Origin of the sequence: Roseobacter weihaiensis (genome assembly GCF_020622345.1) — a bacterium.
Lineage (GTDB): Bacteria > Pseudomonadota > Alphaproteobacteria > Rhodobacterales > Rhodobacteraceae > Roseobacter > Roseobacter weihaiensis.
On sequence record NZ_JACNMO010000016.1, the window covers coordinates 47,466 to 69,175 of the forward strand.

A 21,710-nucleotide genomic window follows, 5' to 3' on the forward strand; every position below is an offset into this window, starting at 1 on the left:
TTCTGCCACCGGGCGGTCGGAAGCGTTGGCAAAGACAGCCCATGACACATCCTTCGCCACGGCATCCCCCCGGCACAGCGGCGCGAAGCTCCGAGAGCTTCGGGACCGTGGATTTCCCGCTCAAGGCGCACGTCAGCCCGCACGGTCGTGTCACGGCTCTGTCCATGATGAAAGACGAAGGGCCCTTCGTACTGGAATGGGTTGCGCATCATCTCAGCCTGGGTTTCACCGATCTGGTCGTCTACACGAACGACTGTTCTGACGGAACGGACGATATGCTGATCCGGCTGGAAGAGCTGGGGCTCGTGCACCACCGGCGCAATGACATCCCCGACGGCGTGCGCCCTCAACCCTCTGCCCTGAACCATGCGCAAAACGAGCCTGTCGTGCAAAGTAGTGACTGGTTGATCGTCTTTGACGCGGATGAATTCCTGTGTATCAAACACGGCAATGGCACGGTCGACAGCCTGATTGCCGCAACCGAAGCAGCAGGCGCAAACGGCCTTGTGATCACGTGGCGCATCTATGGGTCAAACGGCATTCAGGACTGGTCGCACGCACCTGTGACAGAGCAGTACCTGAGTGCAGCACCCCCCATGTGGAACAAGGGCTGGGGCGTCAAAACGCTGTTCAGATATGATCCGGAATACTGGAAGCTCGGCATCCACCGTCCCAAGATCAGGAACAAACATCTGCAAGGCGATTTTCCCCACTCGGTCAAATGGCTGAACGGCTCCGGCCGCGAGATGGAGGAATACTTCAAATTTCGCGGCTGGCGGTCGATCGCCCGCACCGTCGGATACGACTGGGCGCAGATGAACCATTACGCGATCAAATCCATGGACAGCTATGCGATCCGGCAGTTCAGGGGCAATGTGAACAACAAGAAAGACAAGTACAACGCGGACTACTGGGCGCTTCAGGATCGTAATGAGGTTTACGACGATACGGCGCTCGCCCATCAGGCCCGCCGGCAAAAGGTTTTCGACACGCTGCTCGCCGACCCGGTGCTCGCCAAACTGCACCACAACGCAGTGGCCGCCGTGCAGACGCGCCTGGAAACATTCAAGGCCACCCCCGACTATGACAGGCTGATCGCAGCCTTGCGGCGTGCCTCACAGGTCCCCATCACGCAGGTCGAGGCCAAACCGCCTCAGGCGCGGGATGCCAAAAAGATTGCAGCACAGATGTCGCAGATCGAAAGAATGGGGGCCGCCCGGCCCAGGGATCATCATGGCAAGACCGCCGATCCGGCGCTGACGGCAGAAGTGCACCCCTATGTCACCGGGACAATCGACCTCGCAAAACTGGCGGCGGCAAAGACCTTTGACAACCATCACATCGCCCTGCCTGCCGATCCGAATATCTTCAGCGATACCGCCTTGCAGGCCATCACAGAAGGCAAGTTCCTGCGCAACCACGCGCGCCGCCTGCCCGGCCTGATCCGCCCCGGAGACCACTATCTGGAGATCGGCACCGGGATCGGTTTTCTGCCTGCGCTGCTGTCGTACCGGTTCCCGGATCTGGTCCTTGCCGCGCAAGAGGAACGCAGCCCCCTGCACCGGGCCGCTGCGGCAATCTGGAAGGCCAATGGTATTGAGACCAGCGACACGCGCCACCTGCTGGCCACCGGGCTCTTTCACGCGATGGACGGGCAGCATGAAGCGCGCGGGCTGACAGCGCTGATTTCCCGCACCGCCTGTACCGTGCTGCATGTCAATGACCCAAGGCTCACGGCGCAGATGATCGCAAATGCCCTGACCGCGCAAACCGGCCCCCTGCCCGACCGTATTATCGTCGGACCCCGGGCGCTGGCGGCGGCCTGTGAGGCGGCGACCTGTCGGGAACTGCTGGCCCGGATGGGGTATCAAGAACCAGAATCGCCTCCGCTCTCAGCCGCGCTCACGCTGCTGATACAGGGGTAGCGGCCTCAGATCGGCAGCGCAGGCGTCAGCCCGCTTTGCTCCATCGACCATTCGGCCCGCCAGCGATCTGACTGCCGCGTCACCAGCAATGCGTTGCGCTCAGCGATGTAACGCTGCCGCTGACCGGGGATGCGGTGAATGCGGATCGGGTGGCCCGGCAGCGGGCTGTCCCCAAACGCTGCCAGTGCCCCCAGAAAGCGGGCCCATTTCTGTGGCGGGGGCCTGTGTGTGACCCCCGAGGCCACCAGCTGATGCAGCGCGCGCCCCCGCCCCGTTGCCATCGTCGCCCGCGTGGCCAGATGAATCTCGCCCGACAGTGCGGTCACGTCGCAGCGCCCGTCCTGCATCACGGTGCAGACGAGCTGCAGCATGCGCTGCCACTCCGCACGGTGGGCGCGGCTCTGCCACTGATCGCGAAGGTCGTCTTCGTATTTCTGCATCCTTGGCGTGAGCACCATAAGCGTCTCTAACAAGGACAAGCGCGGGCCCAGGAGCGGCACGCTCGACAGCAGCAGCAACCGGTCCGGTTGTGGCTGTGCCGCGATCTGCTCCATCATGCGCCAGCCACCGGGCCCCATGATCTGCCGCCGCGTCCGCTCACTGCGCAGATCAGGCGCGACCAGCGCCAGCCCCGGCACCGCAACCACCCACCCCAGATGCGCCCCCTCGGGGTCGTGGAACCGCGCAGGCAAATCGCCATCACGGCAGCCATGCTGGAACAACAGCGCCATCTCGCGGGCCACCTCAAAGAGCACCTGCCCGACGGGTGAATATGTTCGCGACCGGGGCAGAGACCCCCAGCCATCGCAGATATCATGATCGTCCCACTGCGCCAAAGACGGCACACGCGCACAGAGCCATGCGTAACTGGGCGCGGCCATCAAAGCGGTGTAGCGAGCCAGAAAGCCCTGGCGCAGATGCTGGCGGAGGTCTTCCAGATCGGCTCGTGACGGATCTTTGGGCACCTCCTTGGGCCAGTGGTGGCTCAGATCGTGCCCAAGCGTCGCCTCATCCGCGTAGATCTGGTCGCCCCCATGCAACAGGATCGAAAACGGCGCGGCCTCATGCTGCGCGCCCAACCGTGCCCACATCACATTGCGCTCGGCTTCCTCGCGATCCATGTCGCCGTGTTCTTCGCCATTGCAAGACGCAAAGGCGATGCGCAGATCGCCGCGCAGATCGCTGGCCAGATCATAGGTCGTGCCCTGCCACGCGTAAGCGCTGGCCCGGTCGGTCGGCACCGCAAAACGCACCCGGTAGATCACGCTCTCATCGATCTGCGCAAGCCTGACCGCGGGGTAGTCGACATCCTGAACCTGCACCGCGGGAACGGTCACACCCTGGGGGGCCACAAAAACCGCGGCCAGATGCATCCGGTCACTGTCTGCTGCGTCGAGGGTCAGGAAGGGGCCAAGAATTTCAGTCTTCATATGCAGTGGCAAATGGGGTGCCCGCCGCCTGGATCAAGGGCCCCATGGCGCCGTGCCACAATTCTCATTGCGACGGCGCGAATGAGAACATATACAGAACAGATGGCAAAGCAAACCCTGGATCAGAAACTCGCTATCCTCAGCGATGCGGCGAAATACGACGCGTCCTGCGCGTCATCTGGCTCTACCCGACGCGATTCGCGTGGCGGCAAGAGCCTTGGGTCGAACGAAGGCAGCGGTATCTGCCACGCCTACGCACCGGATGGGCGCTGCATCAGCCTGCTGAAGATTCTGATGACGAATTTCTGCATCTACGACTGCAGCTATTGCATCAACCGTGTCTCGTCCAACGTCCCTCGGGCGCGGTTTTCAGTGGAGGAGGTCGTGACGCTGACCATCGAGTTCTACCGCCGCAACTACATCGAAGGGCTGTTCCTCTCCTCCGGCATCATCCGGTCCCCCGATACGACCATGCTCGACATGGTTCGGATTGCGCGCAAGCTGCGCCACCAAGAGAATTTTCGCGGCTATATCCACCTCAAGACCATTCCGGACGCAGCGCCTGAGCTGATTGAGGAGGCCGGGTTGCTGGCCGACCGCCTGTCGATCAATGTGGAGCTGCCCACGGATGCGTCGGTCAAGCACTATGCGCCGGAAAAGAGCCCCGAACAAATCCGGCGCGCCATGGCCGATGTGCGGCTGCGCAAGGACGGTGCCAAGGACCGCTCCCACACCGGCAAGCGCCCGCCCCGTTTTGCGCCCGCCGGCCAGTCAACGCAGATGATCATCGGGGCCGATGGTGCGACCGATGCCACAGTGCTGGGCCAGTCGACGCGGCTCTATGCCAGCTACAAGCTCAAGCGGGTCTATTATTCCGCCTTTTCGCCGATCCCCGATGCCTCGACCAAGCTGCCGCTGATCAGCCCGCCCCTGCAACGCGAACACAGGCTCTATCAGGCCGATTGGTTGCTGCGTTTTTACGGCTTTGATCTGCACGAGATCACCGGGCACCGCAAAGACGGCAATCTCGATCTGGAGATCGACCCGAAACTGGCCTGGGCGCTGGCGCATCGCGGGCTGTTCCCGCTGGATGTGAACCGCGCGTCGCGCGAGATGCTGCTGCGGGTGCCGGGGTTCGGAACCAAGACCGTCGGGCGCATTCTTGGCACCCGCCGCCACCGCAGCCTGCGCTATGAGGATCTGCACCGCATGGGCGCCTCGATGAAGAAGGCGCGCGCCTTTGTCACCCTGCAGGGGTGGTCGCCCGGCCCGCTGACCGACAGCGCCGATCTGCGGGCGCGGTTTGCGCCCCCACCACAGCAGATGAGCCTTTTCTGACGTGCCCCATGTCACCCTGCCCCGCATCGGTACGGCGCAGGCCTGGCGCGATGCGGCACGCGGCTTTCTGACCGCTGGCGTGCCGCCCGAGGCGGTGACCTGGGGTGACAGCTCTGTGGAGGCAGGTCTCTTCGATGACCCCGCGACCGGCACGGGTAGCAGACCTGTCACCGTTCCCCGGTCCTTCATCGGGCTGGCCAATACGGTGGTCTTTCACAACGATCCCGCGCGCTTTGCCCGGCTTTATGCGTTTTTGTGGCGGCTCAAGGATGCCCCGCATCTGATAACGGATCGCGGCGATGCCGAGCTTGCGAAACTGCGCCAGATGGAGAAAAACGTGCGGCGCTGTCAGCACAAGATGAAGGCCTTTGTCCGCTTTCGAGAACTCGGCGGGCCGGCCGATCCACGCCGGTCCTTTGCCGCCTGGTTCGAGCCGACGCACCACACAATAGAGCCGACTGCCGGGTTTTTTACCCGGCGTTTCGCGGATATGGACTGGCGCATCCTGACACCGGATATCTCTGTCTTTTTCGAAGACGGCACGCTGCGGTTTGAGCCGGATCATCCCCGCCCCACGCTGCCGCCGGACGCGTCCGAGGACCTGTGGATCACCTATTTCCGCAATATCTTCAACCCTGCCCGGCTCAAGGTGCAGGCGATGCAATCGGAAATGCCCAAGAAGTATTGGAAGAACATGCCGGAGGCCGCCGCGATCCCAAAGCTGATTGCCGAGGCCCCTGCCCGCGCGCGCGCGATGGCGCTTGCCGGGCCGACCCTGCCGCCGCGACGCGCCGCCGCAGCGCTGGCGCAACAGGCCGCCAATGTCTCGGCCTGGCAAGGCCCATCGGAAGAGTTGCCGCGCGCCATCTCCGCCTGTAGAGGCTGTCCGCTGCACCGAACTGCCACGCAGGCCGTGGCGGGAGAGGGGCCGCTCGATGCTGCCCTGATGATCGTGGGCGAGCAACCCGGCGATCACGAAGACCTGCAAGGCCGCCCCTTTGTCGGCCCTGCGGGGCAACTCTTTGACCAATTGGCGGCGGAGGCCGGGCTGGACCGGTCCCGCGCCTTTGTCACCAATGCCGTGAAACACTTCAAGTTTGTGCCGCGCGGGCGCAAACGCATCCACCAACGGCCCAACAGCGACGAGATCGCCCATTGCAAAAGGTGGCTTGATGCGGAAATCCGGCAGGTGCGACCCCGGCTGATCCTGGCCCTGGGCGCCACCGCCGCCGAAGCCCTGACCGGGTCCGACAAGGCAATCTCCACAAGGCGCGGGTCCGTCGAAAAAGGGCCTGAAGGGGTGCCGGTGCTGATCTCCCGGCACCCGTCCTACCTGCTCCGATTACGGGACGCGGCAGAGAAACATGCTGCGAGGGCTGAGGCGGTCGCCGACCTGAAACAAGCGGTCGAATTATCCCAGAACATTGATTTAAAAAAGTATTATTAGGTGTAACCCACGGGTAAGCGAACCCTTTGTCAATGGCGTCGCGGCTGGTGCGCAACCGAACAGCGGGTTGATGCACGACGGCTTCACATCAAGTCTGACAGCGATGCCGCCGACCTTCCGGGTTCCGAGCATCCCAGCGCTTCCTGCGCATAAGATCCTGATGCCTGTCACCTATAGGGCTCTCTCCGGGGCTTTGCGGTCACCTGTGCAGTTTTTCTCTTTGTGTCTGGCCCACCTGTCGGACAATTGCGCCCAGCTCCATCAGCTGTTGGCTGAGGGGGTTGGTCTTGCGCCAGATCATGCCGATTGTGCGCGCCGGCGTGTCTTCGGTGAAACGGGAAATCGAAACCGAGGTGCTGTGCGTCTCCAGCGGGAGCGCCATCTCGGGGAGGAGCGTCAGACCCAACCCGGCACTAACCATCTGCACCAGCGTAGACAGGGACGATCCCTCCATCAGCAGGCTCGGGTCCGCGCCGCGAATATCGCAGAAGGTCAACGCCTGGTCGCGAAAACAATGCCCCTCTTCCAGCAACAGCAATTTCATTTCCTGCAGCTTCGTGGGGCTTGGCACCGGTTTGCCGGCGTCTTTCTGCGGGCGCACCAAAACAAAGTCCTCGTCAAAGAGTGCAAACTCCTGCAGCGCAGGTTCGGACACCGGCAGGGCGGCGAGCACGAAATCCAGCCGCGATTGCAGCAGATCCTCGATCAGAGATCTGGTGACTGATTCTCTGGGATGCAGTTCCAGGTCGGGAAAACGCTCGGACAGTTCCTGAATGACCGCGGGCAGCAGGTAGGGTGCCACGGTGGGAATCACCCCCATCCGAAGCGTCCCCTTGAGCGGCCCGTCTGACGAGCGCGCGAGTTCAGCCATTTCTTCGACGTCTGTCAGGACCTTGCGGGCGCGGGTCAGAAACTCCTTGCCCAGGGTGGTCAGACGGATCTGGCGGGTGGTGCGTTCCACAAGTGGCGCGCCCAGCATGGCCTCCAACTCTTTGATTTGAACCGACAGGGCGGGTTGGGAAATGGAACAGGCCTCTGCCGCGCGCCCGAAATGCCCAATACGCGCCAGCGCATCGAAGTACCGCAGCTGTTTGATCGTGAAGTTTATCATAAATACAAACTATCACTGCGTTAATTATATTCAATTGGAATTTATGAAACTCCCAAGATAGAATCATTCTAACGATGCATCTTTAGTACCGTTGTAATCTGCAAGGAGACCCACGATGGACGGAAACAATATTCATGGCCTCGGTGGCTGCCCAGTCAACCATGGCGGCAACACATCGATGGACAAGCCGGTGACCAAATGGTGGCCGAACGCCCTCAACCTCGACATCCTGCACCAGCACGGGGCCCGCACCAACCCGATGGATGCGGATTACGATCATCGCGCGGCGGTCAAAGCGCTCGATTTTGATGCGGTCAAAAGCGACGTGAAGGCCCTGATGACGGAAAGCCAGGACTGGTGGCCGGCAGACTGGGGTCACTACGGCGGCCTGATGATCCGCCTTGCATGGCACTCTGCGGGCTCCTACCGGATGCAGGACGGTCGCGGGGGCGCGGGCTCCGGAAACATCCGCTTTGCGCCGCTGAACTCATGGCCCGACAACGCCAGCCTCGACAAAGCGCGCCGTCTGCTGTGGCCGGTCAAAAAGAAGTACGGCAATGCCCTGTCCTGGTCGGACCTGATCATTCTCGCCGGCAACATGGCCTACGAATCAATGGGTCTGAAAACCTTTGGCTTTGGCTTTGGCCGCGAAGATATCTGGGGCCCGGAAACCGATGTCTACTGGGGGTCAGAGCAGGAGTGGCTGGCCCCGTCGGAAAACCGGTACGGTGACCTTGAAACCCCGTCGACGCTGGAAAACCCGCTGGCTGCGGTCCATATGGGGCTGATCTACGTGAACCCCGAAGGCGTGAACGGCACGCCGGACCCGGCCAAGACGGCGCTGCACGTGCGCGAGACTTTTGCCCGCATGGCGATGGACGATGAAGAAACCGCCGCCCTGACCTGTGGCGGCCACACGGTCGGCAAGGCGCATGGCGCGATGGCGGATGACAACATCGGGGCGGAGCCCGAGGCGGCTGGCATCGAACACCAGGGCTTTGGCTGGGCGAACCCGGATCATGGCGGCACTGCTTCCAAAGCCTTCACCTCCGGCATCGAAGGGGCCTGGACCAAGGAGCCGACAAAATTCGACATGGGCTATTTCGACTACCTCTTCAACTACGACTGGGAATTGACCAAATCCCCCGCAGGCGCCTGGCAGTGGGAGCCGGTGGACATGCCGGACGCGGAAAAGCCTGTTGACGCGGGCGATCCGTCCAAGCGGCGCAACCCGATGATGACGGATGCGGATATGGCGATGAAGGTCGACCCGATCTACAGCGAGATCTGCCGGAAGTTCATGGCCGACCCCGAGTACTTCGCCGATACCTTTGCGCGCGCCTGGTTCAAGCTGACCCACCGTGACATGGGGCCGCGGGCCAACTACCTCGGGCCGGATGTGCCGGCGGAAGACCTGATCTGGCAGGATCCGATCCCGGCCGGAAACGCGGATTTCGACGTGGCGGCGGTAAAGGCCAGGATTGCTGACAGCGGTCTGACCGCAGCCGAGATGATCGCCACCGCCTGGGACAGCGCCCGCACGTTCCGCGGCTCCGACAAGCGCGGCGGCGCCAATGGAGCCCGCATCCGGCTGGCACCGCAAAAGGACTGGGCCGGGAATGAGCCGGAACGTCTGGCCAAGGTTCTGGGCATCCTCGAGCCCATTGCGGCAGAGGTCGGCGCATCGATTGCGGATGTCATCGTGCTGGCTGGCAACGTGGGCCTTGAGCAGGCGATCAAGGCGGGCGGCCACACCGTCGATGTCCCCTTCACACCGGGCCGCGGGGATGCGGATGCATCACAAACCGACGCGGATAGTTTCGATGTTCTGGAGCCGTTCGCCGACGGGTTCCGGAACTGGCAGAAAGAGGCCTATGCCGTGTCAGCCGAAGAGATGATGCTGGATCGTGCCCAACTCATGGGGCTGACGGCTGCCGAAATGACGGTCCTGTTGGGCGGCATGCGCGTGATGGGCACCAACCATGGCGGCAGCAAGCTGGGCGTGTTCACCGACCGGGAAGGGGCGCTGACAACGGATTTCTTCGTCAACCTGACGGATATGGCCAACAGCTGGCATCCGGTGGAGGATGGCTCCTACGAGATCCGCGACCGCGCCAGCGGGCAGACCAAATGGACGGCAACCAGCGCTGATCTGGTCTTTGGCTCCAATTCGATCCTGCGGGCCTACGCCGAAGTCTATGCCCAGGACGACAACGCGGAGAAGTTCGTGAAAGACTTCGTGGCGGCTTGGACCAAGGTCATGAACGCCGACCGCTTCGATCTCGCGGCCTGAACCCCCTGCCCCCGGGCGGTCGATATCGCCCGGGCGCGCACTCCACGCGGCTGGCCTGATGCGCGGCATCGCGTTTTGGAGCGGACCCGCGCCGGAATGCGGAACCCGTCAAACAGCACAGCCTGTCACACCGCGCGCCCGAGAGGCGCTGGCCGGTCTGGACCAGCATTGGAACTGGTATCCGGTCACCCCCCAATGAGCGGGGATGCGAGGCAAGCGCCCGCAGGGTGAGGAATACAGATATTAACCCTTTCCTATGTAATAAAGATGTATTATATTTGCTTAAGAAAGGAATTGCGATGTCCATTGCTCTCAACCATACGCCCGAGATTGATCGGGGGGCCGTCCTGACCAAAGCCGCGATACGGGCCGCTGACAGGCTCAGTATATCCGGCCGGACCCTGGCGGAGGTGCTCGGCGTTTCAGAAGCACAAATTTCCCGGTTCAGAACCGGCGCAACCGCGCTCACGGAACACAGCAAACCGTTCGAGCTGGCGGCCTTGCTGGTGCGGGCCTTTCGCTCTCTGGAAGCCATCACGGGGGGGGATGAACGCGTGGCTCGCGCGTGGCTGACTGCGCCAAACGCCGCCCTCGGGGCCCGTCCGGCGGACCGTATCACCTCCGTACAAGGACTTGCAGATGTCGTCACCTACCTGGACGCCAGACGCGCTCCGATCTGAGGCACGGCGTCTTGCAGGCCCGGCCTGGCGCCTGGTCGAGGCACAGCACCGCGTTTCAACCCTGAAACTTGTGGACGGTCTTGATGAACAGGCGGTGCTGGAAGACATGCTCGACACCACCAAGCCGCCGGTGCCGGAGGACTGTCGCGGTCTCGACTATCTGCTCTCCGCCCCGTTTCGCTACCGCCCCTACCCTTCCGGGTCGCGCTTTCGCCGCGCCGGGCTGACACCGGGCGTCTGGTATGGGGCGGAACGCGCTGAAACCGCGCTGGCGGAAATGGTCTTCTACCGCTTCCTCTTTTATGCCGAAAGCCCGATGACACCCTTCCCGGATGACGCCACGGAATACACGGCCTTTGCGGCTGAGCTTGCGACAGGGAGCGCGCTTGACCTCACCATGGGGTCGCTGGCACGTGATGCGGCCCATTGGCAACATCCGACCGGTTTTGAGCCCTGCCAAAGCCTGGCCGAAACCGCCCGCGACATCGGGGCGGAGATCATCCGCTACACCTCGGTGCGCGATCCGCAGGCCGGTGCAAACCTTGCCGTTCTCAGCTGTGCCGCGTTTTCCAGCCCAAAGCCGGTGGACCGGCAAAGCTGGCGGATTCGCATCAGCCGGACCGGGGGGCAAGCGATCCGGGACCATCCGCGCCTTGGCATCGAATTCCCCCCTGATGCTTTTTCCGGCGACCCCCGGCTGGCGGGGATGATATGGGAGCGTCCACGCCCGGCATAGGTCGGGCATGCCAGCCCCTATTTTGCCCGGTGCATGTCCTGGCTTATCGACGCGCCGGGTGCTGCGGCGTATGTCTGTCCCATGCAGGAGTTTATCCGATCTCTTCGACCAGGCTGGCTGGGCGGCTATGACGCGCGCGCCGCCGGGCAGGACGTGCTTGCCGGCGCTGTGCTGTGTGTTTTGCTGATCCCGCAGGCGATGGCCTACGCCCAGCTTGCCGGTCTGCCCCCGGCTGCCGGGCTCTTTACCGCGATGATTGCGCCGGTGGTCTATGCGCTTTTGGGACGCAGCGCTGCCGTGTCCATGGGACCGGTGGCGCTTGCCTCCCTGCTGGTGGCCGATGCGATTGGCAGCCATGACGGCCCAGCCGCAACCGTCGCTGCGATCCTTGCGCTGCAGAGCGGCGGTTTTCTGATCCTGCTCAGCCTGTTTCGCATGGGGCGTCTGGTGAATTTCATCAGCGAACCTGCCCTGCTGGGGTTCACCGCGGCGGCGGCGTTTCTGATCGGCACAAGCCAGCTCTCCGGGCTCACGGGCGTTGATGCGGCGCGCTCGGGCACGCTGCAGGGCGGGATCATGGCCCTTTGGGAGGCAGGCGGTCTGCATCTGCCCACATTGTGTCTGGGGCTGGCAGCCCTCGGCGGGTTCTTTCTGGGCGAGCCGCTGATGCGCCGCGCCGCCCTGCTGTTGCGACTGACAGGCACCGCGCGGCTGGCGCTGATGAAATCCGCGCAGCTTGTGGTGATCGTCCTGGTATCCGCCGCCGCCCTCTGGCTGCCGGATGTGACCATGGTCGAGGCCCCGCAAAGCGCGGTCCCCGCGCTCAACCTGCCACGCGCGACACCCGCCGTCTGGATCGGTCTGCTGCTGCCCAGCCTGACGGTGGCAATCGTCGTCTTCGTGACCGGCATCGCGGTGGCAAAATCCCTGTCCTCGCGGCGCCGGCAGGCGGTCAACAGCAATGCCGAGGCCTTTGCCATCGGGGCCGCCAACCTGACCGTCGGGGTCAGCGGTGGCTACGTGGCCGGGGTCAGCCTGTCGCGGTCGGCGCTTGTGCATGATGTGGGCGCCCGCTCGCCGCTGTCCTCCGCGATGGCCGCCCTCATCGTGTTGCCCGTCGCGGCCTTTGGCGGGGCCCTGCTGGCGAAAATGCCCGTCGTCGCCCTCTCCGCCCTTGTCATCAGCGCCATCGCCGGCCTGATCAAGATCAAGGAGATCCGCGGCGTGGTCGCCCATTCCCGGCTGGAGGCGATGGTGATCGCGGCGACCTTCCTCGCCACCCTGCTTCTCGGGGTCCAATGGGGCCTGCTGGCCGGGGCCACCGCGGGGGTGTTTGCCTTGCTCTGGGCCTCCTCTCTGCCCCGCATCACCCGCGAAGGTCCCGATCAGGCGCAGGACAACGGCGTGTTCCGATCTGTCGCCCGCGACGCCGTGGACGCAGACACCGGGCCTGTGCTCGTGCTCCGCATCGACCGGCCGCTGTTCTTTGGCAATGTGGGCTATGCCGAGGAACAGGTCACCCGGATCGTGTCGGAGCATCCCCAGGCCCGCTGTCTCATTCTCGACATGCGGGCGGTGACCGATGTGGACGCCACCGGGCTGCGCATGCTGACCCGCCTGCTCGACAACATCGAGGAAAAAGACCTCAAGGTCGCCTTTGCCGCCCTGCAAAGACCCGTTCAAGAGGCTCTGTCAGCGCATGAGGCCATGGCACACTGCGCGCATTACGAAACCGTCGAAGACGCCAACGCTGAACTGCAGGCGGCATATCCCGCCGGATAGCGCGGCCTTGGCCCCGGACACGTCGCTGAAAGCCGATTGTTTGCCTCTGGGGGAACCAATTCGCCTGCCGGCCGTTGTTCTCTCAGGCGTCATGCAGAATGCACGGCGCTCAAACCTTGGGAAAAGGGGAACACCGTGAACCGCATCATCTATATTATTGGCCTTATCGTCGTCATTCTCGCCATCCTGTCCTTTCTGGGTCTGAGGTAAATCCCGTGCCCCGTCGCTTCCTTGTGTTTTGCCGATCCTTCGTGGCCGCCATCAGCGGCACCATCCTCACCGCGCCCATGGCGCTGGCCGAAAAGGTCGGAAACGTGGACGTCGACTGGCTTGGCAACGATATCGTCCTTGAAGCTTTCAACGACCCCGAGGTGCAGGGCGTGACCTGCCATGTCGCCTATTTCGAGCGCGGCATCATCGACCGCCTGCAGAATGGAAACTGGTTCGAGGACCCCTCGAATTCCTCCATTGCCTGCCGCCAGACGGGACCCATCGTCATTGGCGATATCGACCGGTCGGACGAAGGGGAAAATGTCTTCTCGGAACGGCGCTCGATCATCTGGAAGTCACTGGGGGTCAAGCGGATCTTCGATGAAAAGAACCAGACATTGATCTACATCGCGCACGCCCGCGAGGTACAGAACGGATCGGCCAAGATGTCGATCTCGACCGTGCCTGTATTTCGCCCGCAGATGGCGGTATCATCGTCAAGATAATCCGCCCCACCAACAAGCAGCTGACGGCCCGCGCGAACCCGCACCCCCACGGCGTGGGTACATTTTGGGGAAAGAGACATGACCGAAGATATCAAGGCGCTCAGGCGCAGTATTACGACACTGACGACCCTGGCCATCTTTGTCATTGCCTATTTTGCCCGCGACCTGATCCTGCCGGTCATGCTGGGGTTCCTCTTCGCCCTGACGCTGAGCCCGATCAACCGGTACCTGCAGAAAAAAGGGCTGCCCGCCGCCGTCTCCGCCGCCTTTCTGATCCTGCTGGCAACAGCGTCGATTGGCGCGATCATCTTCTTTGCAGGCGATACCGTCCGGACCTGGTCCGATGACGCGCCGCGCATTGCCCAGCAGCTCAAGAACAAACTCAGCGGTGTCACCGAGGCCATCGACGCGGTGAAAGACGCCTCCTCGCAGGTCGAGGAAATGACCGCACCGCCCGCCGATGGCCCGCAGGAGGTGGTGATCCAGCAACCCGGTCTGCTGAATTCCGCCGTGACGGCCATGGCCAGCAGCGCCACCTCCATCGGCGTGGCGCTCATTCTGGCGCTGTTTCTGCTGGCGTCGGGCGATCTCTTCTATGTCAAGCTGGTGCAGGCTTTCCCGACGCTCAGCGGCAAGAAACACGCCCTGACCACCGTCTACGACATCGAACGACAGGTCTCCGGCTATCTGCTGACCATCACGCTGATCAACGCGGGCCTCGGTCTGGTGGTCTTTGCCGCGCTGTGGCTGCTGGGACTGGAATACGCCTATGTCTGGGGCATCGCGGCCTTTTTGCTGAACTACCTGCCGATCCTCGGGGGTCTCATCGGCACCGTGCTGGTGGCTGTCCATTCGATCATATTTTTTGACACCCTCACCATGGCGTTGGCGGCCCCGGTCGCCTACCAGCTCCTGACCGCCATCGAGGCACAGTTCGTCACCCCCTATCTCATCGGCAAGCGGATGGAGCTCAACATCGTCGCCGTGTTCCTGACCGTTGTGCTCTGGGCCTGGCTCTGGGGGGTGGCCGGCGCGCTGGTGGCCGTTCCTTTCCTGTTGGTTTTCAAGGTAATCTGCGACAAGGTCGACAGGCTGAATGTCATCAGCAACTTTCTAGCGGCAGCCGATCCTCGAGGGCCTGAGAAAATATGATACGCGAGTTGACCCCGGCGTGAAGAAACGCGCTCTTCTCCTCAAACTGGCGCAGGACATCCGAGCCAGCTACTGGTTCATTCCTGCCGCTCTTGTGCTGACAGCGCTGGTCCTGGCCCAGGTCTCCGAATGGCTGGACCGTCATACAGAGCTTTTGCCGTTCCAGCTGCCCGCCACCATCATCGACACTCAGGTGGATGGGGCGCGCAGCACGCTCTCGACCATTGCAACATCGGTGATCGGCGTGACCGGTGTGATGTTCTCGATGACCATCGTTGCGGTGTCCTTTGCCGCCGGTACCTATGGGCCGCGGCTGATTGGCAATTTCATGCGCGACAGGGGCAACCAGATCAGCCTGGGCATCCTGATTGCCACCTTTGTCTACGCCCTGTCGATCCTGCGGGCTGTCCAGGACCCGTCGGAGGCAGGTGGCATCGACGCCTTCGTGCCGCAGTATTCGATGCTCATCGCCATGCTGGGCAGCGTGATTGCGGTCTTTACGATGATCTTCTTCGTGCACCATGTGCCCGAGACGATCAACGTCTCGAATATCACCGCAGACCTGGGCCGACGGCTTGAGCGTGAGATCATCAACCTGATCGAGGCAAATGAGGCGCTGGAAGACGCCGACCGCCCCCGCGCGCCAAAAGGGGACCCGGACCAGGAAATCACACTGAGCGCCGCGGGCTACATCCAGACGCTGAACTATCAGCGGGTCGAGGCATTGGCCGACGACCACGGATGGCGCTTCAGGATTGACAAGGTGCCGGGTGATTTTGTGACCCCTTTCACGCCGGTCCTGCTGATCTGGGCCGATGCGGATCTATCAGAGCAGAACTGCGCGGAGCTGCGCGGTTGCCTTGCCGTTGGCGTGGGACGGACGGAGCATCAGAACGTGTTGTTTCTGGTGGATGAGCTTGTCGAGATGCTGGCACGGGCCCTCTCGCCCGGCGTCAACGATCCCTTCACCGCCATAAACTGCCTAAACTGGATGCATAACGCCTTGAAGACGGCGAAACATTACCGCGCGGGCCTCGGAGAGGAGGGCGCCGGCAAATACCGGTTCGGACCAAAACTGACCTATGAAGAGCTCTTCCGCCGCAGTTTTCTGGCCTCTTTTCCCTATTGCGAAAACGATCATCTGACACTGGCGCATTACAACAGCTGCAAGGCCGCGCTGGAGGAGGCATAAAGCCCCGGCCTCTGCGGCCCGGCGGGGTTGTTTTCCGCCGCGATGATGATTGTGGTGCAGGACAGGGCTGCTACCATTGTGACGTGCCGCAAGAAGAGAACGACAAAGGAAACACACCATGGCAAGAGCCCGGCGGAACCTGAACCTTCTGGAGGGCGCAAGGGCGGTCTTCTACAGCCTCTGCCTGTCGATTTGGATCGTCCCCGCAGCCGGTGCCCAGACCCTCCTGCAACCCGACCCCGACGCCCCCGCGGCCCCCGAACAGCCGGTCGAGATCGACCCGGTCGCCCCGGATACCGCCATTCAGGGCCGGATTCTCGACATCCTGCAGGCCACCGGCTGGTACCGCGACATCCGTGTCGAGGTCGATCAGGGTGTTGCGTTCCTGGACGGCCAGACCACATCGGACGCGCATCGCATCTGGGCACAGAATCTCGCCGCCAAGACCTCTGGCGTGGTGGCTGTCGTCAACCGCATCCGCATCGATGACACCGTTGTCTGGTCCCTTGAACCTGCCGTCGCGGAGCTGGAAAACCTTGCGCGGAAATCGGTGGCGGCGCTGCCGCTCATACTGCTGGCGGTGCTGGTGTTGCCGCTGGCGTGGTATGGCGCGCGGCTGGTGTCCGGTCTGGCCCAATGGCTTTTGAAAGAGCGGGTCGCCTCGCCCTTCCTGCGGCAGGTGATCGCCCGCGCCATCGCCTTCCCCGTGTTCCTGCTGGGGCTCTACATCGTCCTGCAGGTTGCCGGCCTGACGCAGCTTGCGCTGTCTCTCGTCGGCGGCGCCGGCGTTATCGGTATCGTCATCGGCTTTGCCTTTCGCGACATTGCCGAGAACTTCCTCTCCAGCCTGATCCTCAGCGTCAGACGCCCCTTTCAGCGTGGCGATTTCATCCAGGTTGCAGGCCTCAGCGGTACGGTCAAGAGCATGACAACCCGCAGCACGCTGCTCACCTCGGTCGAAGGCAACCAGATCCACATCCCCAATTCGACCGTCTTCAAGAACGTGATCGAAAACTTCACCTCCATGCCCGACCGCCGGGGGGATTTCATGGTGGGCATCGGGTATGACGCCGCCATCTCCGAGGCGCAGGAGATCATCCTCGACTGCCTGCAAAATCACGAAGCGGTCCTGGCAGAGCCGGAGCCAATGGTGCTGGTGGACGCCCTCGGGGCCGCCACCGTGAACATCAAGACGTATTTCTGGTTCAATGGCCACGTGATCTCTCCCATCAAGCTGAAATCGGCCCTGCTGCGCGCGGTCAAGACCGCCCTGACCAACCAGGGCATCTCGATGCCGGATGAAGCGCGCGAGGTGATCTTTCCCGAAGGGGTGCGGGTGCTGGACGGCTCGGAGCCCGCGCCAAAACCTGCCCAACCCCCGGTCCAGATCACCCCGCCCGTCGAGGAACCCGCCGTGACATCCGGCGAAGGCGATTTGCTGACGGACACCCCGGTCGACGCCGCAGACGTGCCCGCTGAAGACGAAGGCGACCTGCTCGGCCCCAACTGATCGCGGGACGGCGCTTTATCAAGGCGCGGTCAAACCGGGGGACAAGCCCCGCCATGCCGCCCCGCGATGCAGGCAGCCCCAGGGCGCGCGGGATATCAGGCACGGTACGGGAACGCCCCCTGACCGCTTCAAGGCCGGGCAACGGGTCTTTGCGGTCAAACGCCCGATGGTTCCGGCAAAGAGGGTCCGGTCCCGCAGCCGAACATGCGAAACGCCGTCTCGATCAGCTCTTCTTCGGTGAAAGGTTTGCTCAGATTTGCCCAGCTTGCATCAGGCTGGGGATTGCGCACGTCAAAGGTGATGATCTTGCGCGCGCGCAGCCACGCCATGTCATCCGGCGTGATACGCAAGGTGCCGTCGGCGCCCGCTGACATCAGAACCAACTGAGGATCAGCCCCCTCTTGCGCTGCCGCACGGGCCTCATCGACACTTTGATACGTCGAGCAAGCCGCCGAAGGCTTCACTGAGCGAAAGCTGTCGGCAATGTCCTGAGAAACAAACAAATCCCGTTCGATGATAAAAACTCTAAGACAGTCATCCATGCGGCGTACCCCTCTGTGAGAGGCATGATTATGGATCATCTCAACCGACATCGCATTAAACTGTGACATAGCAACTGGGTTACGTCGGGTTAGCTGCAAAGGGGCCCGCAGACCCGCGCCCCTGCCCTGTCGCGCCGGGGTTGCGACCCATCAGAAATCTGACCCAAGGCCCGGAACTTTTCCCGCGCCTCCGGCGTTTGTGATTTGCAACCTGAGTGGTTTTTTCCCCGACCACTCATCTACCGCTTCACGCGTTGAAGCGTCAAAGCGATCCGCACGCCGGCACACGTCCTGCCTCGTCTTGTGCCCGTCTGCGACAGATCGCTTTACATTCTGGCGTTCTCGGCACCCTCGTGACGAGGGTGCCGAGACAGGGCCCCACTGGTTTCCGACCGGTGGGGCTTTTCAGTCCGAAAACGCGCAAAACAAGACCTGATCGTGCGGAATGCAACGAATGTCATATAAAACCCATTCTGCGTGATGCTGAGCTGATCTTGAACGGGCGACCTCGATGATTAAAACCTTGTCCACACCGGCCGATCCGCCCATCAACGGGCCATTTTTTTCGAAAACCAGACCATCGCACCGGCAATGACAGCCCAAAACGCTCCGCTTATCCCAAAGAGGGTCATACCGCTGGCAGCAATGAGGAATGTCAGCGCCGGGGCCTCCAGTTGCGTAGGTTCGCTAAACGCTGCCGAAACTGAGCTGACCAAAGCGGGGATAAGCGCGAGGCCCGCAACGCCTGTGATCAGTGCCACCGGTGCAAGGCTGGCAAGGGACGTCACGACAGCAGCCGCGAACGCCAGCAGAACATACACGATGCCAGACGTGATGGCGGCCCAATAGCGGGTTGCAGGGTCGCGTCCCGCGTCCTCACCTGCCATCATCGCGGCGGTAATGGCGGACATATTCACGGGAACAGACCCGAACGCTGCGATTCCCAGACTGATAAGGCCGGTGTTGCGGATCAGAGGCTGCCGGTCCACGGGATAACCGTTCAGCTCCAACACGGCAAAACCTGGAATATTCTGACCGGCCATCGTCACCAGATAGAGAGGCAGCGCTGTAGATATGAACGCTTGAAATGTAAAGGTCGGGGCAACCGGGGTGAACGCCGGAAGCCATGTGGCATTGCTTCGAAAAGGGCTTTCGTACGGGTCAACGGCAAAATAAAGAACCACCAGAAAGGCGATCACCGCAAATGGCATCGCGGCCAACCTGTTCCATCTGAGCCCTATGAGCCAGGCAAGCAGGACCGGCCCAATAAGCTGGGGAATGTCGCCAAGGGCCAACGCGGGGGCCAGACAGAGCTTCAGCAGAACGCCGGCAAGCAACCCGTTCGCAATCGGTTTCGGGATCGCAGCGACGACCCGCCCGAGGGCGGGAATGAACCCTGTCAAAACGATCAAACCCGCGCAGCAGATCAAAGCCCCCACAGCCTCACCGAAGCCACCCGGCAATGCCGCATTCGCCGCAAGGAAAGCGGCGCCCGGTGTAGACCACGCCACAGCCACCGGGGTTCGGGTAATGGCAGGCAACCAAAGACTGCAAATCCCCATGCCGATCGTTGCAAAAAACAGTCCGGTTGCGGCCTGGGCGTCAGTGGCCCCCATCGCGATCAAGCCCGCGAGAACGATGGCGAAGGATGCCGAATAGCCTACGAACGCCGCCAGCAGACCCATATAGATTGCCGGGATCGAAACGTCACGGATCATGGATGCCTTCTGCCCGTATATCATATCGCTCCTTGCGAGTTTGTGCAGAACATTCCTGTTTTACCGGCTCTGTTGCATTAGCAGGTTTTGACTGCAAGGGTCAGGCTGACCTTCATGGAGTTTGCTATGGCGCGCGGCGGTCCGTTCAAGCCGCACCGTTTTCCGAAGGAAGTTATCCTGCTGGCAGTCCGCTGGCACTGCAGATATCCCCTGTCGTATCGAGACGTGCGTGACCTTTTGGCGGAGCGCGGGATCACGGTCGCCTCCGCGGCGATCTATCGTTGGGTTCAGACAGTCGGGCCCGAGATCCGCAAACGTGCCTATGGTCGGCACCGCTCCTGGCGCGGCCTGCAATGGCATGTCGATGAAACATACGTGCGGGTGAACGGCAGATGGGGTTATCTCTGGCGGGCGGTGGATCCGGGAGGTCAACGGATCTATTTTCGCCTGACCGCAAAGCGAACCGCCAGAGCCGCAAGGGCGTTCAGGCGTCCGGACACTGACACAGTGCGTTGCTATCAACCGCTGAGCATCATCCCCCCTCTCGTGACATTGCTGACGCAATGCACTGCCGGTCAATGGACAAAGCACACAGCCGTGCCAAGGTTATCGCGGAAATGAACTTTGGCAACGGGCGGCGACGCAACCCGGCAGGTAGACCGAAAACATCTCCACAACCGGATGGAGGCAGATCACGCCGCCCTGAAACAGCTCTTGCGTCCAGGGCGAAGTTTCCGAAAGCTGAGCGCTGCGAAGAACACCCTCAAGGGCATCGAGACATACCGGGCAATCAAGAAAGGCCCCTTCGCCAACAACGCGCCTGGCGTCTCGAACGACATCGCATCTGTTGAAAGCTTGTTCAAAAAGGCCGCGTGAACCACGCCAAAAGTGCAATCCCCGTACCCAAAATCATCAACGCAACAAAGCCGCTTGCCGCTGTGGAGGCGCTGGGAAAGAGCACGGGCAGCACCAAAAGCCGGCGCCTGAGCGTCTGGGTTCATGATGTAACATGTCACCGTTCACCCTGCGCATGCCTCAAACGCGATACGCACCAAGACTGCTCAGCGCGTCTTGTCGTGCGCCTGCGACACTTGTGTGCTCAGGAATCGTGCAATTTCATCCATACAGGCCTTCCACGCCGGTTCATCACCCAGAATGATGTGGCTTTGACTTTCCAGCGTCACCAGTTCCGCATCGGGGATATTGGCCGCCAGTTCGCGACCACACGACAACGGGATGCGCTGATCGTCCCGGGCATGCAGCACAAGCGTCGGCGTTTGCACCTTGGACAGCAGGTGGCGCACGTCGATATCGCCAAATGCATCCTGAAAACGGACGGCATTCTCGGGAGAAGTCGTCTGGCGCTGGAAGTCGTCGAACCAGGCCGGACGCTCGGCATCGGCTTTGTGCATGAAGGTTTGCGAAAAGATATGGCGATAGGCGGGGTTTGAGGTCCCCTAGCCATGGCGGGTCAGCGTCAGAACCACTTCACGCTGCTCGCACTCCTCCTGCAAGAGGCCAATGCGCCAGCCCGCCGCGTAGCCACCGATCAGGATCAGGGCAGAGACTTTGTCCGGATGACGCACGGCATATTCGATCGACACGGCACAGCCCTGTGACAAGCCGAGCAGCGGAAACCCTGTGAGGCCCAGGTGATCGACAACGGTTTCCAGATCTTCCAGAAAGGCCGGAAAGCTGATCTCGGGCACGTTCCAGTCCGACAGGCCGTTGCCGCGCTCATCATAGCGCACAAAGGTATGCTCTGCGGCGAGTTCCCGGAACATGTCAGCCCAGATCGGGCTTTCCCAGTCGAGCTCCAGATGGTTGAGCCAGTTCGCCGTTTTTTTACCAGCGGCGGGCCATTGCCGACCGTCGCATAAGCGATCTTGACGCCATCGACGGCCTGGCAAAATCCAATGGACTGACGCGCCCGCACCGGGGCGGAGAGCGCGCGCCGAGGGGCAGGTGCGGGCACCGCTTCTTCGCCCATGAGTATCCATTGTGCGTCAAGCGCTTTTCTGATCAAAAACGAGGACGTCCAGACAGCCGCTGTTCGGGCCGTGTGCGGCTTGCTCAACGAAAGAGCGATAACGCCTGTCGTCGTGCGTCCACTTCTGGAGACAAAAGCAAAGTATCTT

The 21,710-nt window shown here is 62.2% G+C and carries 15 protein-coding genes and 2 pseudogenes; 12 read left to right on the forward strand and 5 right to left on the reverse strand.

The window, feature by feature from the left end:
* Window positions 1-41: 41 nt before the first annotated feature.
* On the forward strand, window positions 42-1,925 hold the full coding sequence (locus H7847_RS16880; protein WP_227270661.1) for a glycosyltransferase family 2 protein: 1,884 nt from the start codon (window positions 42-44) through the stop codon (window positions 1,923-1,925).
* 5 nt (window positions 1,926-1,930) lie between these two features.
* Here the strand turns inward: H7847_RS16880 and H7847_RS16885 are convergent, their stop codons facing one another.
* On the reverse strand, window positions 1,931-3,355 hold the full coding sequence (locus tag H7847_RS16885) for an alkaline phosphatase D family protein (protein WP_227270662.1): 1,425 nt from the start codon (window positions 3,353-3,355) through the stop codon (window positions 1,931-1,933).
* Window positions 3,356-3,457: 102 nt separating this feature from the next.
* On the opposite strand from H7847_RS16885, the gene H7847_RS16890 reads away from it, so the two are divergent.
* Both H7847_RS16890 and H7847_RS16895 read left to right on the forward strand, forming a co-directional pair.
* On the forward strand, window positions 3,458-4,693 hold the full coding sequence (locus tag H7847_RS16890) for a putative DNA modification/repair radical SAM protein (protein ID WP_227270663.1): 1,236 nt from the start codon (window positions 3,458-3,460) through the stop codon (window positions 4,691-4,693).
* Between the two features lies 1 nt (window position 4,694).
* The gene (locus tag H7847_RS16895) at window positions 4,695-6,140 is read left to right on the forward strand and encodes a UdgX family uracil-DNA binding protein (protein ID WP_227270664.1); all 1,446 of its coding nucleotides are present in this window, start codon (window positions 4,695-4,697) and stop codon (window positions 6,138-6,140) included.
* Window positions 6,141-6,339: 199 nt separating this feature from the next.
* Here H7847_RS16895 and H7847_RS16900 read toward each other — a convergent pair whose 3' ends face one another.
* A complete protein-coding gene (locus tag H7847_RS16900; RefSeq protein ID WP_227270665.1) occupies window positions 6,340-7,251 on the reverse strand; it encodes a hydrogen peroxide-inducible genes activator in 912 nt (303 codons plus the stop codon).
* A gap of 115 nt (window positions 7,252-7,366) precedes the next feature.
* Here H7847_RS16900 and katG point away from each other — a divergent pair, with 115 nt between their 5' ends.
* From katG to H7847_RS16940, 8 genes are all read left to right on the forward strand, one after another.
* On the forward strand, window positions 7,367-9,544 hold the full coding sequence (gene katG / locus H7847_RS16905; RefSeq protein WP_227270666.1) for a catalase/peroxidase HPI: 2,178 nt from the start codon (window positions 7,367-7,369) through the stop codon (window positions 9,542-9,544).
* A gap of 299 nt (window positions 9,545-9,843) precedes the next feature.
* Window positions 9,844-10,224, forward strand: a complete 381-nt coding sequence (locus H7847_RS16910; protein WP_227270667.1) for an MbcA/ParS/Xre antitoxin family protein — start codon at window positions 9,844-9,846, stop codon at window positions 10,222-10,224.
* Complete coding sequence (locus tag H7847_RS16915) at window positions 10,184-10,960, forward strand: RES family NAD+ phosphorylase (RefSeq protein WP_227270668.1); 777 nt, start codon at window positions 10,184-10,186, stop codon at window positions 10,958-10,960. Before H7847_RS16910 ends, H7847_RS16915 begins: the two co-directional genes overlap by 41 nt.
* Window positions 10,961-10,993: 33 nt before the next feature.
* Window positions 10,994-12,742: a SulP family inorganic anion transporter gene (locus H7847_RS16920; RefSeq protein WP_227270669.1), complete on the forward strand. Its 1,749-nt coding sequence runs from the start codon at window positions 10,994-10,996 to the stop codon at window positions 12,740-12,742.
* A gap of 287 nt (window positions 12,743-13,029) precedes the next feature.
* Window positions 13,030-13,458 carry a CreA family protein gene (locus tag H7847_RS16925; RefSeq protein ID WP_227270737.1) on the forward strand — a complete coding sequence of 143 codons (429 nt, stop codon included), beginning with the start codon at window positions 13,030-13,032 and terminating at the stop codon, window positions 13,456-13,458.
* A 78-nt stretch (window positions 13,459-13,536) separates the two neighbouring features.
* Window positions 13,537-14,610, forward strand: a complete 1,074-nt coding sequence (locus tag H7847_RS16930) for an AI-2E family transporter (RefSeq protein WP_227270670.1) — start codon at window positions 13,537-13,539, stop codon at window positions 14,608-14,610.
* Window positions 14,611-14,629: 19 nt separating this feature from the next.
* Window positions 14,630-15,802 carry a DUF2254 domain-containing protein gene (locus H7847_RS16935; RefSeq protein ID WP_227270671.1) on the forward strand — a complete coding sequence of 391 codons (1,173 nt, stop codon included), beginning with the start codon at window positions 14,630-14,632 and terminating at the stop codon, window positions 15,800-15,802.
* Window positions 15,803-15,920: 118 nt separating this feature from the next.
* On the forward strand, window positions 15,921-17,312 hold the full coding sequence (locus H7847_RS16940; protein ID WP_227270672.1) for a mechanosensitive ion channel family protein: 1,392 nt from the start codon (window positions 15,921-15,923) through the stop codon (window positions 17,310-17,312).
* A gap of 155 nt (window positions 17,313-17,467) precedes the next feature.
* On the opposite strand, the gene H7847_RS16945 is transcribed toward H7847_RS16940, so the two are convergent.
* Both H7847_RS16945 and H7847_RS16950 read right to left on the reverse strand, forming a co-directional pair.
* Entirely contained in the window at window positions 17,468-17,854 is a 387-nt protein-coding gene (locus H7847_RS16945) for a response regulator (protein WP_227270673.1), read from the reverse strand.
* A 548-nt stretch (window positions 17,855-18,402) separates the two neighbouring features.
* Window positions 18,403-19,572, reverse strand: a complete 1,170-nt coding sequence (locus H7847_RS16950; protein WP_227270674.1) for a benzoate/H(+) symporter BenE family transporter — start codon at window positions 19,570-19,572, stop codon at window positions 18,403-18,405.
* A gap of 126 nt (window positions 19,573-19,698) precedes the next feature.
* Here H7847_RS16950 and H7847_RS16955 point away from each other — a divergent pair.
* Window positions 19,699-20,448: pseudogene (locus H7847_RS16955) on the forward strand (IS6 family transposase).
* 185 nt (window positions 20,449-20,633) lie between these two features.
* Here the strand turns inward: H7847_RS16955 and H7847_RS26800 are convergent.
* Window positions 20,634-21,572: pseudogene (locus tag H7847_RS26800) on the reverse strand (alpha/beta fold hydrolase).
* Between the last annotated feature and the right edge of the window lie 138 nt (window positions 21,573-21,710).

What these genes read in the sequence shown, in the direction of transcription:
- H7847_RS16880 (WP_227270661.1), top strand. Translation starts at nt 42, where the DNA reads ATGACACATCCTTCGCCACGGCATCCCCCCGGCACAGCGGCGCGAAGC.
- H7847_RS16885 (WP_227270662.1), bottom strand. Translation starts at nt 3,355, where the DNA reads ATGAAGACTGAAATTCTTGGCCCCTTCCTGACCCTCGACGCAGCAGAC.
- H7847_RS16890 (WP_227270663.1), top strand. Translation starts at nt 3,458, where the DNA reads ATGGCAAAGCAAACCCTGGATCAGAAACTCGCTATCCTCAGCGATGCG.
- H7847_RS16900 (WP_227270665.1), bottom strand. Translation starts at nt 7,251, where the DNA reads ATGATAAACTTCACGATCAAACAGCTGCGGTACTTCGATGCGCTGGCG.
- katG (WP_227270666.1), top strand. Translation starts at nt 7,367, where the DNA reads ATGGACGGAAACAATATTCATGGCCTCGGTGGCTGCCCAGTCAACCAT.
- H7847_RS16910 (WP_227270667.1), top strand. Translation starts at nt 9,844, where the DNA reads ATGTCCATTGCTCTCAACCATACGCCCGAGATTGATCGGGGGGCCGTC.
- H7847_RS16915 (WP_227270668.1), top strand. Translation starts at nt 10,184, where the DNA reads ATGTCGTCACCTACCTGGACGCCAGACGCGCTCCGATCTGAGGCACGG.
- H7847_RS16920 (WP_227270669.1), top strand. Translation starts at nt 10,994, where the DNA reads ATGTCCTGGCTTATCGACGCGCCGGGTGCTGCGGCGTATGTCTGTCCC.
- H7847_RS16925 (WP_227270737.1), top strand. Translation starts at nt 13,030, where the DNA reads ATGGCGCTGGCCGAAAAGGTCGGAAACGTGGACGTCGACTGGCTTGGC.
- H7847_RS16930 (WP_227270670.1), top strand. Translation starts at nt 13,537, where the DNA reads ATGACCGAAGATATCAAGGCGCTCAGGCGCAGTATTACGACACTGACG.
- H7847_RS16940 (WP_227270672.1), top strand. Translation starts at nt 15,921, where the DNA reads ATGGCAAGAGCCCGGCGGAACCTGAACCTTCTGGAGGGCGCAAGGGCG.
- H7847_RS16945 (WP_227270673.1), bottom strand. Translation starts at nt 17,854, where the DNA reads ATGGATGACTGTCTTAGAGTTTTTATCATCGAACGGGATTTGTTTGTT.
- H7847_RS16950 (WP_227270674.1), bottom strand. Translation starts at nt 19,572, where the DNA reads ATGATCCGTGACGTTTCGATCCCGGCAATCTATATGGGTCTGCTGGCG.